Below are 14767 nucleotides of genomic sequence, written 5' to 3'. Positions count from 1 at the left end.
GTATTTACGGTATATTGGGTAATAGGAAACAATTGAAGGAGGAGGGGAAGCATGACACAGATTTTTGCACATAGGGGATCTGCAGGCACTCATCCGGAGAACACGATGATTTCATTCACAGAAGCTTTGGGCAGCGGGGCAGAAGGAATTGAACTTGATGTACAGCTGACGAAGGACGGGCATCCGGTGATTATCCATGATGAAAAGGTAGACCGCACGACAGATGGCAGAGGCTATGTCAGGAATATGACCCTGTCTGAAATTAAGAAACTGAACGCAAGCCACAGCTTTCAATCGGCATATGGGAAAACAGATGTCCCGTCTCTTGCCGAATTTTTCGATTGGTTCAGGGTTACAAACCTGATTTGCAATATAGAGCTGAAAAATGGAGTTTTCCTGTATCCGGGCATGGAAGAAAAAGTCATTGAAATGATCAGGCGGTATGGACTTGAAGAACGCATCATCCTTTCATCCTTCAATCATTACAGCATTGTCCACTCTCATATGCTGGCCCCTGAGATAGAGGTCGCACCGCTTTACAGCAATGGATTGTATATGCCCTGGGTGTATGCGAAGGCAATCGGGGGCAGGGGAATTCACCCAAGCATTAAAACAGTCAATGCTTCCATAATCCGTGACTCCATGGCAGCCGGTATTGCCGTCCGCCCCTATACAGTTAACAAAGAAGCCCAGATGGAAGAGCTGTTCCGCTTGCACTGCAGTGCCATCATCACGGACTTTCCGAAAGCAGCTGCCGTACTAAGAGAAAAAATAAGAGGCAGAACCCGATAAAAAATCCCCGGCCGCTTTAGCGAGTATGCCGGGGATTTTTTATATCAGCTGCCTTTGTGCCCGCTTCCCATCTTAAACCGGTCCTGCACTTTATTGCGTTTTCTGTCACGGTGAAGGACAAAGCCGGCTACAAAGGCGATTCCGCCTGCGCAAAAGATAAGGCCTGCCACAAATTGGAGCCAGAGTGCTGGGAAAGGAGGCTGCTGGATGGCAAAAAGCATGTCGCGCATCAACTTTATTCCATAAACGGCCAGAGCGCCGGGGATGAACAGGATTAATACTGCGATAAGTCTCTTCATGAGGGCTTCCCTTCCTAATTGTTGTCATACCTCAAATCATAAGTTATATATAAAATTTGTCAAGGTGCTGCGGATTCGTTTACAATTTATACTGTGAAAGAACTTGCGTAAATATCATGAAAAAAATTGCAAGCTATTCAGGAGTGAAGCAACAGATGCAAAAGGTACTGATTGTAGGTGCTGGAAATGGCGGGACAGCCATCCTGAAAATCCTGCTGGATATTGATTCCTTAATCGTCGCCGGGGTGGCTGACATCAATCCGGGGGCACAGGGAATCAGTCTTGCCAAAAGGCATGGAGTTCCGGTGAGCAGCGATTGGCGGGATTTTTTTTCGGAATCTTTGGACATTGTATTTGAAGTGACCGGGGACGAAGAAGTATTGGAGGGCATCCGGCAGTATAAATCCCGGGAAACCGTGCTGGTCCCTGGGACAGTAGCACAAATCATGACGAAGGTGTTCCTTGAAAAAGAAAGCCTGATCACAAAGCTTCAGGAGCAGGCCCATAAATATAATATGATTTTTGATTCCACCGATGATGGGATGCTTGTGATAGATAAATGGAGCCGCATCATTCTTTTCAATAGGAGTGCGGAAAGAATGACCGGAGTATCGCCGAATGACGCGCTAGGGAAAAATGTTTTGGAAGTCATTCCGACAAGCCGCCTGCCAAAGGTACTGGATTCGCGCAGGATAGAAGCGAATAAAGAGCAGCTGCTGCAGAATGGCACCAAGATCATAACCACACGGATGCCCCTGATCAATGAAAATGGGGAAAGCATCGGTGCCTTTGCTGTGTTCAAGGATATAACAGAGGTAGTCGGGCTCGCTGAAGAAATAACAAACCTCAAATCTATCCAGGTGATGCTCCAGGCTATCATCCACTCGAGCGATGAGGCCATTTCAGTTGTGGATGAGGAAGGCCGTGGAATTATGATCAACCCGGCTTATACCCGCATTACCGGCCTTAAGGAAGAGGAAGTCATCGGTCTCCCGGCCGAAGCCGATATCCATGAAGGAGAAAGCATGCATATGAAAGTGCTCCAGACCAGAAGGTCGGTGAGAGGGGCAAAAATGCGGGTAGGCCCCAATAAAAAGGAAGTGGTCGTAAATGTGGCTCCCATCATAGTAGATGGGAGGCTTAAGGGCAGTGTAGGAGTTATTCATGACATGTCTGAAATCCAGAATCTGACCAGGGAGCTCGACCGGGCAAGGCAGATCATCCGCACCCTGGAGGCTAAGTATTCATTTGAAGATATCATCGGAAAATCAGAAGAGATGGAAATTGCTATTGGGCAGGCACGCCTCGCTGCCAGCACACCCGCGACAATCCTTCTGCGCGGGGAATCCGGTACTGGGAAGGAATTGTTTGCCCATGCCATACATAACGCAAGCGACAGGAAATACAACAAATTTGTCAGGGTTAATTGTGCGGCTCTTTCTGAAACTCTTCTTGAAAGTGAATTGTTCGGATACGAAGAAGGGGCTTTTTCAGGGGCTAAAAGGGGCGGGAAAAGGGGCTTGTTTGAGGAAGCGAATAACGGCAGCATCTTCCTGGATGAAATCGGAGAAATTTCGGCAAGTACTCAGGCCAAGCTGCTGCGGGTCCTTCAAGAAAGGGAAATCATGAAAGTAGGCGGAACAAAGGCGATACCAATCAATGTCCGCATCATTGCTGCGACCAATGTGAATCTCGAAAAAGCCATAACCACCGGGGAGTTCCGTGAGGACTTGTATTTTCGTCTGAACCGGATGCCTATCCATATCTCACCACTGCGGGACAGGAAGGAAGATATCGAACCGCTGAGCAGATATTTGATCCAGAAGCTGAACCAGGAGTACGGCCGGAATATTGAAGGCATTTCCAGCCATGCCCTGTCAGTGCTTCGGAAATACAGCTGGCCGGGCAACGTCCGCGAGCTTGAGAACATCCTTGGAAGATCCATCATCTTTATGGGGCTGCAGGAGACGGTGCTGGAAAATGTCTTTATCCCTGGTCTTGACGGACAGCTTCAGCGTGCCGAAACTCCTGCCTCCCGCGCACCAGGCCGGAAGCTGTCTGAACAGCTGGATATATATGAAGGGGAGATCATTAAGGAAGCCCTTAAAAATCACTCGGGCAATAAAACAGCTGCGGCAAAGTCACTCGGATTGTCTATTAGAAGTTTATATTATAAGCTGGAGAAATTCGGGATTGAAACAAACAGCATGCAATAATTTGCATGATGTGCAATTTATTGCATGATTTTCCTAAAGTAACCCCTTACATTTCGTGTTTTTTTATCTTGGCACGGAACTTGCATAATAAGACAGTGAGGCAAGATTTCACCAAAAGGAGTTGCAGGGATGGATTTAGACGCATTGCTCACCAGGGCAGGGAGCACAGATGTTTCGACGGTTGCGGTCGCAGTGCCGGAAGATGAAGATGTCATTGAGGCAGTTGCAGCCGCTGCAGAAAAAAATATAGCTGTCTTCAAGTTGTTTGGAAATGGAGAAAAAACCAGATTCCTGCTTGAACGCACTAAAAAAGGGCTCGCTGACGATCCGAAAATCTCAATCATACATGCTGATTCGGCTGAAATGGCAGCAGAGCTTGCCGTAAAGTCGGTCCGGAAAAAGGAAGCTTCAGTCCTGATGAAGGGCGGCATCTCCACGGCGGTTATCCTGAAGGCTGTCCTTAATAAAGAGTGGGGCCTCCGGACAGGCAGAATCCTTTCGCATACAGCGGCCTTCCAGATACCTGGACAGAAAAAACTTCTGCTGATTACGGATGCCGCTATGAATATTCTCCCCGATTTATCAACGAAAGCTGAAATAATCAATAATGCCGCTGCACTTGCCCGTTCAATCGGGATCGATAACCCTAAGGTGGCGGCACTGGCTGCGGTCGAACTGGTCAACCAGCAGATGCCGGCTACACTGGATGCCGCCCTTCTCACCCAAATGAACAGGCGGGGACAGATCAAGGGATGCCTGGTCGACGGGCCGCTGGCCCTGGATAATGCTGTCTCAATAGAGGCTGCAGAACATAAGGGGATTCACAGCGAAGCGGCAGGGAAGGCGGATATCCTGCTTGTACCGAACATAGAAACAGGCAACAGCCTGTATAAATCACTGATCTACTTTGCCCATGCCAAGGTAGGGGCGGTAGTCAGCGGGGCAAGTGCGCCCATCGTGCTGACATCTCGGTCCGATTCTGCAGAAAGCAAGCTTTACTCGCTTGCCCTCGCCATCTGTTCCGCTTCACACAACCAACTATAATAATTAGCACTCGAGAGGAGTTTTTTTACATGGAAATCTTCAACTATCTGGAAACTTATGACTACGAGCAGGTTGTATTCTGTCAGGATAAACGTTCAGGCCTAAAAGCCATCATTGCGATACACGACACTACACTTGGCCCGGCTCTTGGGGGAACACGCATGTGGACATACGCTTCAGAAGCTGCTGCAATCGAGGATGCTCTCCGCCTATCGCGCGGGATGACTTATAAAAATGCGGCAGCCGGCCTCAACCTTGGGGGAGGAAAGACCGTTATTATCGGTGATCCTAAGAAAGATAAGAATGAGGCAATGTTCCGTGCGTTCGGAAGATATATCCAGGGCCTTAACGGCCGCTATATCACAGCGGAGGATGTTGGCACGACAGTTGCGGATATGGATCTGATTCATGAAGAAACTGAATATGTAACAGGTATTTCCCCTGCATTTGGATCTTCCGGCAATCCTTCTCCGGTAACAGCCTATGGTGTTTATCGCGGAATGAAGGCAGCAGCCAAGGAGGCATTTGGAAATGACTCGCTTGAAGGCAAAGTGATTGCCGTTCAGGGAGTAGGAAATGTCGCTTATAATCTATGCCGCCACCTTCATGAAGAAGGAGCTCAGCTGATTGTGACGGATATCAATAAAGAAGCGGTTGCCATGGCAGTCGAGGAATTCGGGGCAAAGGCAGTTGATCCTGAGGACATTTACAGCGTGGATTGTGATATATATGCTCCTTGTGCGCTTGGGGCCGTAATCAATGATGAAACGATTCCTATGCTGAAAGCTAAGGTAATCGCCGGAGCCGCCAATAATCAGCTGAAGGAAACAAAGCATGGAGACATGATTCATGAACTGGGAATCGTATACGCACCGGATTATGTCATCAATGCCGGGGGAGTCATCAATGTGGCGGATGAGCTCTATGGCTATAACCGCGAACGGGCCATGAAAAAAGTCGAGCTCATCTACAATAACATTGAAAAAGTCATTGAAATTGCAAAACGAGACTCCATCCCGACTTACAGAGCTGCGGATTTAATGGCGGAAGAGAGAATCGAAAGCGTCAGGACATCGACAAACACCTTCCTTCAAAATGGAAGGAACATTTTGAACCGCCGCCGCTAACCAGCAGTTCATTAAATAATAGAACAGGATGGCAGCCGTAAGGGCCGCTTTCCTTTTCTTTATTATTGGAGGTATATAAAGTGCACGAGAATTACAAACGAATACTTGTCATCAATCCGGGTTCTACCTCCACTAAAATAGGTGTGTTTGACAATGATGTACCTGTAATCGAAAGTACGATCCGCCACAATCCGGAAGAAACGAATGCCTATGAAAATATCATCGATCAATACGGCTACAGAAAAAAGATCATTCTTGAAACCCTTGATCAGGAAGGCATCAATATCTCAAAGCTCAGCGCTGTCTGCGGCAGGGGAGGGCTCCTCAGGCCAATCGAGGGCGGTACATATGAAGTGAATGAACAGATGCTGAATGATCTTCGGGTTGGCTACAGCGGTCAGCATGCTTCCAATCTTGGTGGAATCATCGCGCATGAAATCGCTAAGGGTTTAAATATCCCCGCCTTCATTGTCGATCCCGTAGTGGTGGATGAAATGGAGCCGATTGCAAAGATATCCGGCTTCAGCCTAATTGAAAGAAAGAGTATCTTTCATGCACTCAACCAGAAGGCTGTGGCAAGAAGGGTTGCAAGGGAATTAGGCAGGAAATATGAGGAACTGAACTTGATTGTCGTCCATATGGGCGGCGGGATCACGGTCGGTGCCCACAGCATGGGACGAGTGATTGATGTAAACAATGGCCTCCACGGTGATGGTCCTTTCAGCCCTGAAAGAGCGGGCACTGTTCCGGCAGGAGATTTGGTCAGGCTCTGTTATTCAGGGGACTTTTATCGTGAAGAAATCATGAAAAAGCTGGTAGGACAGGGCGGCATGGCCGGATATCTTGGCACAAGCGATGCCATCAGGGCGGAAAAAATGATCGCTTCCGGCAATAAAGAAGCCGAGCTGGTCTACTCAGCCATGGCCTATCAGGTGGCAAAGGAAATCGGTTCACAAAGCGCAGTTCTCCGGGGGAAAGTGGATGCCATCATCCTCACGGGCGGCCTTGCCTACGGCAAAGAATTTGTCCAGGATATTTCTTCACGGATAAACTGGATTGCAGACGTCATTGTGAAGCCGGGCGAAAATGAACTGCAGGCACTTGCCGAAGGAGCTCTCCGGGTTTTACTCGGGGAGGAGCCGGCCAAGGTTTACCCAAATCCACAATCAATAGGAAGCCATACTACAAAAATGGAGTGAATGCACATGGCAAAAGAATATGATTTAGTCATCCTTGGCGGAGGCACCGGGGGATATGTTGCAGCGATCCGCGCTGCCCAGCTCGGCCTGAGTATCGCCATAGTCGAAAAGGGAAAACTCGGAGGCACATGCCTGCATAAAGGGTGCATTCCTTCCAAGGCACTGCTCCGCAGTGCAGAGGTGTTCAAGACAGCCAGGCAGAGTGAAGAATTCGGTGTAATCACTGGTGAAGTGAGTCTTAATTTCCATAAAGTCCAGGAGCGCAAAGGCAAAATCATTGAACAGCTGCATAACGGCGTGAAGTACCTGATGAAGAAGGGGAAAATTGATGTAGTGGAAGGTATGGGCCGGATATTGGGCCCCTCTATCTTTTCGCCGATGCCGGGCACAGTCTCTGTTGAGATGAATAATGGTGAGGAAAATGAAATGCTGATTCCGAAGAACGTTATCATAGCGACGGGTTCAAGGCCGAGGACACTTCCTGGATTGGACTTTGACGGTCAGCTTGTATTGTCATCAGATGAAGCACTTGAACTTGAAGAGCTTCCTAAATCCATCATCATAGTGGGCGGCGGGGTCATCGGCATAGAATGGGCATCCATGATGTCTGACTTTGGTGTTGAGGTCACCGTGATTGAATATGCCGACAGAATTATTCCTACAGAGGATAAGGATGTTTCCAAAGAGATGCAGCGCCTTATGAAGAAAAAGGGAGTCAAAATCATCACTGGCGCAAAGGTGGTCCCTGAAACACTTGTGAAGTCTGAACGTGTCAAGATTTCGGCCGAGGTCAAGGATGGGCTTCAGGAGTTTGAAGCGGATAAGATCCTGGTTTCGGTAGGGAGGATGGCCAATACAGAAGGCATCGGCCTCCAGAATACTGAGATTCAGCTTGATAAGGGATACATATTAACCAATGAATATTACCAGACAAAGGAATCTCATATATATGCTGTCGGCGATTGTATAGGAGGACTTCAGCTCGCCCATGTGGCGTCCCATGAAGGAATCAAGGCTGTGGAGCATATCGCAGGCAAAAATCCTGCTCCGATAGATTATTCGACCATTTCAAAATGCATTTACTCCAGTCCGGAAGCGGCAAGCGTGGGCCTGACAGAGGAAGAAGCAAAAGCGAAGGGATTCAAGATCAAAATCGGCAAATTCCCATTCAAGGTCATTGGAAAAGCTCTCGTTTACGGAGAGTCAGATGGCTTTGTGAAAATTATTGCCAATGAAGAAAATGACGATCTGCTTGGAGTGCATATGATTGGTCCGCATGTGACAGACATGATATCTGAGGCCGGCCTTGCCAAGGTCCTTGACGCGACTCCTTGGGAAATCGGCCATACGATCCATCCGCACCCTACACTTTCTGAGGCTATCGGAGAAGCTGCCCAGGCAGTAGATGGGCTTGCTATCCATTCATAAGCTAATTTAAATTATTAGGAGGTTTAAACATGGTTGAAAATCGCCACGAGGCATTGGGTCTCTCAAATGAAACCGTATTGGACATGTACGAAATGATGCTCCTCAGCAGGCGCATCGATGAGCGCATGTGGCTCTTGAACCGTGCCGGCAAAATCCCGTTCGTTATCTCCTGCCAGGGACAGGAGGCAGCACAGGTTGGGGCGGCATTCGCACTGGATCGTCAAAAGGATTATGTTCTTCCTTACTATCGTGATGTGGGTGTGGTCGTGACATTCGGGATGACGGCCAAAGACCTGATGCTTTCCGCGTTTGCTAAAGCAGAGGATCCGAATTCCGGAGGGAGGCAGATGCCTGGCCACTTCGGGCAGAGAGTCAACCGCATCGTAACAGGTTCATCCCCTGTAACCACACAGGTGCCGCATGCTGTGGGCATTGCGCTGGCCGGGAAGATGCAGGGCGAGGATCTTGTGACTTTCGTTACATTCGGTGAGGGTTCTTCGAACCAGGGAGACTTCCACGAAGGTGCCAACTTTGCAGGTGTACATAAACTGCCGGTTATTTTTATGTGTGAAAATAACAAATACGCTATTTCAGTTCCAATTGAAAAGCAGCTGGCCTGTGAAAATGTATCAGACCGGGCCGTCGGCTATGGAATGCCGGGAATTACAGTAGACGGAAATGATCCGCTTGAAGTATATAAAGCCGTGAAGGAAGCGGCTGACAGGGGACGCCGGGGTGAAGGCCCAAGCCTGGTCGAAACAGTTTCCTACCGCCTTACAGCACACTCAAGCGATGATGATGACCGTCTCTACCGCTCGCCGTCTGAAGTGGCTGAAGCGAAGACCAAGGATCCGATCATCACTTTCGGAGCTTATTTGAAGGAAACGGGCGCAATGGACGATGAGCTGGAGGAGACGATCAACAAAAGAGTGATGCAGGTCGTCAATGAAGCTACTGATTATGCCGAAAACGCTCCATATTCAGAGCCCGAGCAGGCGCTGAAATATGTATATGCCGAGGAACAGGGGGAATTGTAATGCCAGTTATTTCATATATCGATGCAGTCACGATGGCGCTTCGGGAAGAGATGGAAAGAGATTCGCGCGTCTTTGTCCTTGGTGAGGATGTAGGAAAAAAAGGCGGGGTATTCAAGGCGACTTACGGACTGTATGACCAGTTTGGCGAAGACCGTGTACTCGATACACCGCTTGCTGAATCCGCCATCGCAGGAGTGGGAATCGGGGCTGCCATGTATGGGATGCGCCCGGTTGCCGAGATGCAATTCGCCGATTTCATCATGCCGGCTGTGAACCAGATTGTTTCGGAAGCCGCTAAAATCCGTTATCGTTCCAACAATGACTGGAGCTGTCCAATGGTCATCCGTGCCCCATACGGAGGCGGAGTCCATGGTGCGCTTTATCATTCCCAGTCTGTAGAGGCTCTCTTTGCCGGGACCCCGGGGCTTAAGATCGTTATGCCGTCCACTCCTTACGATGTGAAGGGCCTTTTGAAAGCGGCCATTCGTGATGAAGACCCAGTCCTGTTTTTTGAACATAAGCGGGCTTACCGCCTGATTAAGGGAGAAGTACCGGCTGATGACTATGTACTGCCAATCGGGAAGGCAGATGTGAAGCGCGAGGGTGAAGATATTACAATCATCACCTACGGCCTTTGCGTGCATTTTGCCCTTCAGGCGGCTGAGCGTCTTGCCAGTGACGGCATTTCAGCACATATACTGGATCTTCGCACAGTCTATCCATTGGATAAAGAAGCAATCATTGAAGCAGCATCCAGGACAGGGAAGGTGCTTCTCTTGACGGAGGACAATAAAGAGGGAAGCATCATGAGCGAGGTGGCTGCGATCATTGCAGAGAACTGTCTGTTCGACCTTGATGCACCAATCAAGCGCCTTGCCGGACCTGATGTGCCTGCTATGCCATATTCACCGACGATGGAAAAGTATTTTATGGTCAACCCGGACAAAGTTGAAAAAGCTATGCGTGAGCTGGCTGAATTTTAATAGAGAAGCTGAAAGGAGGGTACATGATGACCGTCGAGAAATTGAAAATGCCGCAGCTGGGGGAAAGTGTAACGGAAGGGACAATCAGCAAATGGCTGGTTGCCCCTGGAGATAAGGTAAATAAATATGATCCGATCGCTGAAGTGATGACTGACAAAGTAAATGCAGAAATTCCTTCATCCTTTACAGGTATCATCAAGGAATTAATCGCTGAAGAAGGTCAGACTCTGTCTATCGGGGAATTCATCTGCTCGGTTGAAACCGAAGCGGGTGCCCAGGAAGAGACAGCTGGCAGTGAGGAGCCGGCGGGCGCCAGAGAAGAAGCGAAAGTGGCAGAACCCGTGAAGGATACCTCGAGCAAAGCGCGCTACTCCCCTGCTGTGCTTAAAATTGCTCAAGAAAATGGAATAGACCTTGCGCAGGTGACAGGCTCGGGTGCCGGGGGACGAATCACAAGGAAGGATCTGCTTGCCGTAATCGAGGCAGGCGGTATTCCTCAGCCTGAACAGCCGGCAGCGCCGGTTCCAAAGCCTGCAGGGCTTCAGCAGGAACCGCAGGCCGCCCGCCCTGGAAGAAAAACAGAGAGCCCTCCGGCAGCATCAGCTCCTGGGGATATCGAAATACCAGTGACAGGCGTACGTAAGGCGATTGCTGCCAATATGCTAAGAAGCAAACATGAAGCCCCTCACGCCTGGACCATGGTTGAAGTGGATGTGACGAAGCTTGTGTCCTATAGAGACTCCTTGAAGTCAGGATTCAAGCAGCAGGAGGGTTTTAATTTGACGTACTTCGCCTTCTTCGTGAAAGCAGTGGCACAGGCGCTGAAGGAATTCCCGCAGATCAATTCAATGTGGGCTGGAGATAAAATCATCCAGAAAAAAGATATAAACATCTCCATCGCCGTTGCTACAGAGGATGCTCTGTATGTTCCGGTCATCAAAAATGCCGATGAAAAAACAATAAAAGGCATTGCCCGTGAAATTACGGAGCTTGCAGGCAAAGTGAGAGCCGGAAAGCTTAGATCTGATGAAATGCAGGGCGGGACCTTCACGGTCAATAACACAGGCTCATTCGGATCCGTGCAGTCAATGGGAATCATCAATTATCCGCAGGCAGCCATCCTTCAGGTAGAATCGATTGTAAAGCGTCCGGTCATCATCGACGGAATGATTGCCGTTCGTGACATGGTGAATCTCTGTATGTCGCTTGATCACCGGGTGCTCGATGGATTAGTATGCGGACGTTTCCTTGCAAGAGTAAAAGAAATACTGGAAAGCTCATCTCCGGAGACTACACCGATCTATTAGGACGGTTCTAAAAGGGCGGCTGCGGGAGAATGCCGGCAGTGGAAATGAACCTTCTTATTGCATCTTTACGAAACCGTTTATTAAAAAGATAAACAGTTAAAAAAGAAAGCACCTCCCAATTGATAGGCTATAATCAATTGGGAGGTGCTTTTCTATCGGGCAGTCTCTTACTCAGCAGCAGAATCCCCTGTCTCAAGGATGAATTGCGATTTAATCTGGAGAAACCTTTCGATTTCATTTATGAATACCAGGAGCGCTGCCCTGGTTTCAAATTCCTCGCGTGTTTTGGGAAGTTCCATTTTCTCGAAGGTCTGCCGCAAAGCCCGCAGGGAAACCAGCAGTGCGGTAGCAGGGTTTTCCTTATGGATGCTATGGCCGATTTCCTCCATAAGCTCGGCTGCCATAACATTCTGCTCAAAGGCAGTCGGGAGATGAAGGATGATCGGGATGACTCTCTGAATGATGTCAAATTGCTGTCCGCGCATATTGAAATAATCGCGATAGTAATTTTCCTTTCGAAAAAAGGAGTTTTCGACACTCCTGCGGGCAAGGTCCTTCCCTTCCCGGATAGCATTTTCACTTTTCAAGACAGATTCATCATTCCATACTCTTTCTTTTTTTCTGATGAAGCGGGCGAGCTGCAGGAAAATCAGTTTGAAATTCTCCTCTGTCTCCGAAGATTTCCGGCGAAGGTCTTTTTCGACGCTGGGCATATAAAGATTGAAAAGCAGTGCAACCAGGATCCCGATAGTAATGATGAACACTTCATTTAAAACAAAAGCGTATGTAATGTTTTTTGTTAAATATAATTGCATCACGATGACAAAACCGGGGATGATTCCTTCGTGAAGTCCCAATTTCGCCATCAGGGGGATGTATATCAACAGGAGGACACCCACAGAAATGGGTGTGAACGATCCCCATTGAAACAGGATGACCGCTAAGGCCATGCCGAGAATTCCGGCAGCAAATCGCCTGAGGGCTATAACGGCTGACTGCCTTTTGGTGCTCTGCACACTAAGCAGGGTAATGATAGCGGCGGTAGCCGCATTTTCGAGCGAAAACATACCGGCAATCATCAATGAGACCATAGCTCCTATAGCTGTTTTTATTGTCCGGCTGCCAATTATAAACACAGTTGTACCTTCTCTCCATAATTTCTTTCTTAGGCTTTGCAATAAAGGCTGAAAATATCTTGCGAGCATGACTTTCATAGCTTAAATATCTATTATATTTGCGGGCACTCAAATATAAAAATAATAAGCATTAGAATAGTAAAGCCCTGTTATTCTGGTGTGCAGGCATCTTTATATGCGGGCCTGCAATTGCACAAATATACTGACTGTTCTAAAATATGAGTATCAGCAATGCTATCTTTTACTTGCAGGGAGGGAAATGCTTCCAAGTCGAACGTATAAATCCATTTGGAAGCGATTACATGAAAACGAGCGAAATAAAGAAGCTTGAATTTCCGGCTGCGGATTTTACCAGCTGGGAAGAGGCTGCTGCGAAAAGTCTGAAGGGGATGAGTGTCAGCAGTCTTTCTAGAAATACATATGAAGGTATACAAATCGAACCACTATATTATAAAAATGAAACTATAACAGAACTTCCGGGACAGAGACCGTATACCCGGGGAATCGAACCTGCAGGAAGCCGGGGAGGTACATGGGGGATTGCCCAATGCCTGAGGGCGGAAGATCGTGAGGAATTATTCGCTCTCATAGAGGAAGCTGTTAAGAAAGGGCAGAATACAATCTCTTTTGATACGGAACTGTTTGATTCATTGGATGCCGGCGGGATGCAGGATCTGATGCGGAAACTCCATGCAGTCAATCTGCCATTCTTCCTGGATCTGAAGGGAAGGCAGGAAACCTTATTCAGGAGCATCTGCGATGACCCGGAACTTCAAGCCGGCCTTCGGGGAGCTGCTGTCGAGGACCTGATATCGGACGGGGCGGCAGCCGGGCGTCTGCCTGCGGATAAAGACAAGTTTTCAATGGAATTCGCCGGCCGTATTAAGGCAATGAATATTTCTTTCCCGGGTCTCCGGAGCCTCCTTGTCAAAGGTTCTATTTACCATAATGCGGGTGCAAGTCCAGTGCAGGAATTGGCTTTTGCCCTGGCCCTTGGTGTGGAATATCTGGAAATGGGAAGGAAAGAAGGAATCGACGCCTGCGTACTCGCTGAGAAAATGGTTTTTTCCTTTGCCATTGGTTCCAGCTTCTTTATGGAAATCGCAAAGCTGAGGGCAGCCCGCAGGCTCTGGTCGAGGATTGGAGAAGCTTACAAGGATGAGGTGAAGCCGTTCAAGATGGAAATTCATGCTGAAACCTCTGCGTTTACACAGACTGTCTATGATCCGCATGTGAATATTTTAAGAACAGCAGGCCAGGCCTTTGCCGCGGCAGTGGGAAATGTTCAATATCTTCAGGTTCATCCCTTTGATTCGCCCGCGGTGCCAGCGAGTCCGCTCGCCGGCAGGATTGCCCGCAATATCCACCACATCCTGGCAGAGGAAGCGCACCTTAAGCATACAGCAGATCCTGCAGGGGGATCATGGTATGTTGAAAAGCTTACGGATCAGCTTGCCGAATCAGCGTGGGAGTTATTCCTTGAGATTGAAGACATGGGGGGAGCATGGGCTGCCCTTGAAAGCGGATGGATACAGGAGCAGGCCGTCAAAACATTTGATGATAAGGCACACCAGGTGATGGTAAGAAAAGAGAGGCTGGTCGGGACCAATGTTTATGCAGATATCAGCCAGTCTGCAAAACCGGGAAAAGGAACAACGAATGGCACCGCTGCAGCACCTGACAATCATGGCTTAAGGGGCATTGATGCCCTGAAGCCGAGAAGACTTTCGGAAGAGGTGGAGGCAATCCGCCATAAAGCAGCGGGACTGGCCGAAAGGCGGGGAACGATACCAAGGGTTGGTATAATTGGGCTGGGTGCTTTAAAGGACTTCAAACCGAGAGCCGACTTCATCCGCAGTTTTTTCGCGGCTGGGGGAATCCATGCTGAGATCAGCCCCCCTATTTATGACACAGACCAGGCCCTTTCATTTATCAGCAGGAATGAGGAAGCCGGCCACTTCCTGATATGCGGCAGCGATGAAACGTATGAAAAAGAAGCTGTTCATTATATCTCAGCTGTAAGGGCAGCGTTTCCCCATAAAAGGATATATATTGCAGGCAGGATGACGAAGGAGCTGGCCGGATCGGCTGAAAAAGCGGGCCTTAATGGCAGCATACACCAGAACACAAGCCTTGACCTGCTTAATACGTTCTTGGTGGAGATGGAGGGTAAAACACGATGACAAGACCAGACTTTCG

The 14767-nt window shown here is 48.7% G+C and carries 12 protein-coding genes; 10 read left to right on the top strand and 2 right to left on the bottom strand.

Translation table 11 applies throughout. From position 1 onward, the window contains the following. Nucleotides 1–51: 51 nt before the first annotated feature. Nucleotides 52–792, top strand: a complete 741-nt coding sequence (locus V1501_RS14445) for a glycerophosphodiester phosphodiesterase (RefSeq protein WP_409289175.1) — start codon at nucleotides 52–54, stop codon at nucleotides 790–792. A gap of 44 nt (nucleotides 793–836) precedes the next feature. On the opposite strand, the gene V1501_RS14440 is transcribed toward V1501_RS14445, so the two are convergent. After that, nucleotides 837–1091, bottom strand: a complete 255-nt coding sequence (locus V1501_RS14440) for a DUF2627 domain-containing protein (RefSeq protein WP_409289174.1) — start codon at nucleotides 1089–1091, stop codon at nucleotides 837–839. A gap of 155 nt (nucleotides 1092–1246) precedes the next feature. Between V1501_RS14440 and V1501_RS14435 the strand changes: the two genes are divergently transcribed. The 8 genes from V1501_RS14435 to V1501_RS14400 all read left to right on the top strand — a co-directional run bounded on the left by V1501_RS14435 (nucleotide 1247) and on the right by V1501_RS14400 (nucleotide 11432). Further along, nucleotides 1247–3307: a sigma 54-interacting transcriptional regulator gene (locus V1501_RS14435; protein ID WP_409289173.1), complete on the top strand. Its 2061-nt coding sequence runs from the start codon at nucleotides 1247–1249 to the stop codon at nucleotides 3305–3307. Nucleotides 3308–3436: 129 nt separating this feature from the next. Continuing rightward, the gene (gene yqiS, locus V1501_RS14430) at nucleotides 3437–4351 is read left to right on the top strand and encodes a phosphate butyryltransferase (RefSeq protein WP_409289172.1); all 915 of its coding nucleotides are present in this window, start codon (nucleotides 3437–3439) and stop codon (nucleotides 4349–4351) included. A 29-nt stretch (nucleotides 4352–4380) separates the two neighbouring features. Next, a complete protein-coding gene (gene bcd, locus V1501_RS14425) occupies nucleotides 4381–5478 on the top strand; it encodes a branched-chain amino acid dehydrogenase (protein WP_409289170.1) in 1098 nt (365 codons plus the stop codon). 80 nt (nucleotides 5479–5558) lie between these two features. Next, the gene (buk, locus tag V1501_RS14420; RefSeq protein ID WP_409289168.1) at nucleotides 5559–6677 is read left to right on the top strand and encodes a butyrate kinase; all 1119 of its coding nucleotides are present in this window, start codon (nucleotides 5559–5561) and stop codon (nucleotides 6675–6677) included. A gap of 6 nt (nucleotides 6678–6683) precedes the next feature. Continuing rightward, on the top strand, nucleotides 6684–8105 hold the full coding sequence (gene lpdA, locus V1501_RS14415) for a dihydrolipoyl dehydrogenase (RefSeq protein WP_409289166.1): 1422 nt from the start codon (nucleotides 6684–6686) through the stop codon (nucleotides 8103–8105). Nucleotides 8106–8134: 29 nt separating this feature from the next. Continuing rightward, entirely contained in the window at nucleotides 8135–9142 is a 1008-nt protein-coding gene (locus V1501_RS14410) for a thiamine pyrophosphate-dependent dehydrogenase E1 component subunit alpha (RefSeq protein WP_409289164.1), read from the top strand. After that, nucleotides 9142–10125: an alpha-ketoacid dehydrogenase subunit beta gene (locus tag V1501_RS14405; protein ID WP_409289163.1), complete on the top strand. Its 984-nt coding sequence runs from the start codon at nucleotides 9142–9144 to the stop codon at nucleotides 10123–10125. The genes V1501_RS14410 and V1501_RS14405 overlap by 1 nt, the downstream gene beginning before the upstream one ends. A 26-nt stretch (nucleotides 10126–10151) precedes the next feature. Further along, a complete protein-coding gene (locus V1501_RS14400) occupies nucleotides 10152–11432 on the top strand; it encodes a dihydrolipoamide acetyltransferase family protein (RefSeq protein WP_409293379.1) in 1281 nt (426 codons plus the stop codon). A 167-nt stretch (nucleotides 11433–11599) separates the two neighbouring features. On the opposite strand, the gene V1501_RS14395 is transcribed toward V1501_RS14400, so the two are convergent. After that, complete coding sequence (locus V1501_RS14395; RefSeq protein ID WP_409289162.1) at nucleotides 11600–12568, bottom strand: aromatic acid exporter family protein; 969 nt, start codon at nucleotides 12566–12568, stop codon at nucleotides 11600–11602. A gap of 302 nt (nucleotides 12569–12870) precedes the next feature. Between V1501_RS14395 and V1501_RS14390 the strand changes: the two genes are divergently transcribed. Then, a complete protein-coding gene (locus tag V1501_RS14390) occupies nucleotides 12871–14751 on the top strand; it encodes a methylmalonyl-CoA mutase family protein (protein WP_409289161.1) in 1881 nt (626 codons plus the stop codon). The last annotated feature ends 16 nt before the right edge of the window (nucleotides 14752–14767 follow it).

Origin of the sequence: Paraperibacillus esterisolvens (assembly GCF_046237625.1) — a bacterium.
GTDB classification, from domain to species: Bacteria; Bacillota; Bacilli; order Bacillales; family DSM-1321; genus Paraperibacillus; species Paraperibacillus esterisolvens.
Note: the sequence above shows the minus strand (reverse complement) of the source record. Positions and strands in the feature narration are given on the sequence as shown.

Excerpts from the sequence above, each read along its gene's own strand:
- V1501_RS14445 (WP_409289175.1), top strand. The coding sequence starts at position 52 with ATGACACAGATTTTTGCACATAGGGGATCTGCAGGCACTCATCCGGAG.
- V1501_RS14440 (WP_409289174.1), bottom strand. The coding sequence starts at position 1,091 with ATGAAGAGACTTATCGCAGTATTAATCCTGTTCATCCCCGGCGCTCTG.
- V1501_RS14435 (WP_409289173.1), top strand. The coding sequence starts at position 1,247 with ATGCAAAAGGTACTGATTGTAGGTGCTGGAAATGGCGGGACAGCCATC.
- yqiS (WP_409289172.1), top strand. The coding sequence starts at position 3,437 with ATGGATTTAGACGCATTGCTCACCAGGGCAGGGAGCACAGATGTTTCG.
- bcd (WP_409289170.1), top strand. The coding sequence starts at position 4,381 with ATGGAAATCTTCAACTATCTGGAAACTTATGACTACGAGCAGGTTGTA.
- lpdA (WP_409289166.1), top strand. The coding sequence starts at position 6,684 with ATGGCAAAAGAATATGATTTAGTCATCCTTGGCGGAGGCACCGGGGGA.
- V1501_RS14410 (WP_409289164.1), top strand. The coding sequence starts at position 8,135 with ATGGTTGAAAATCGCCACGAGGCATTGGGTCTCTCAAATGAAACCGTA.
- V1501_RS14405 (WP_409289163.1), top strand. The coding sequence starts at position 9,142 with ATGCCAGTTATTTCATATATCGATGCAGTCACGATGGCGCTTCGGGAA.
- V1501_RS14400 (WP_409293379.1), top strand. The coding sequence starts at position 10,152 with ATGACCGTCGAGAAATTGAAAATGCCGCAGCTGGGGGAAAGTGTAACG.
- V1501_RS14390 (WP_409289161.1), top strand. The coding sequence starts at position 12,871 with ATGAAAACGAGCGAAATAAAGAAGCTTGAATTTCCGGCTGCGGATTTT.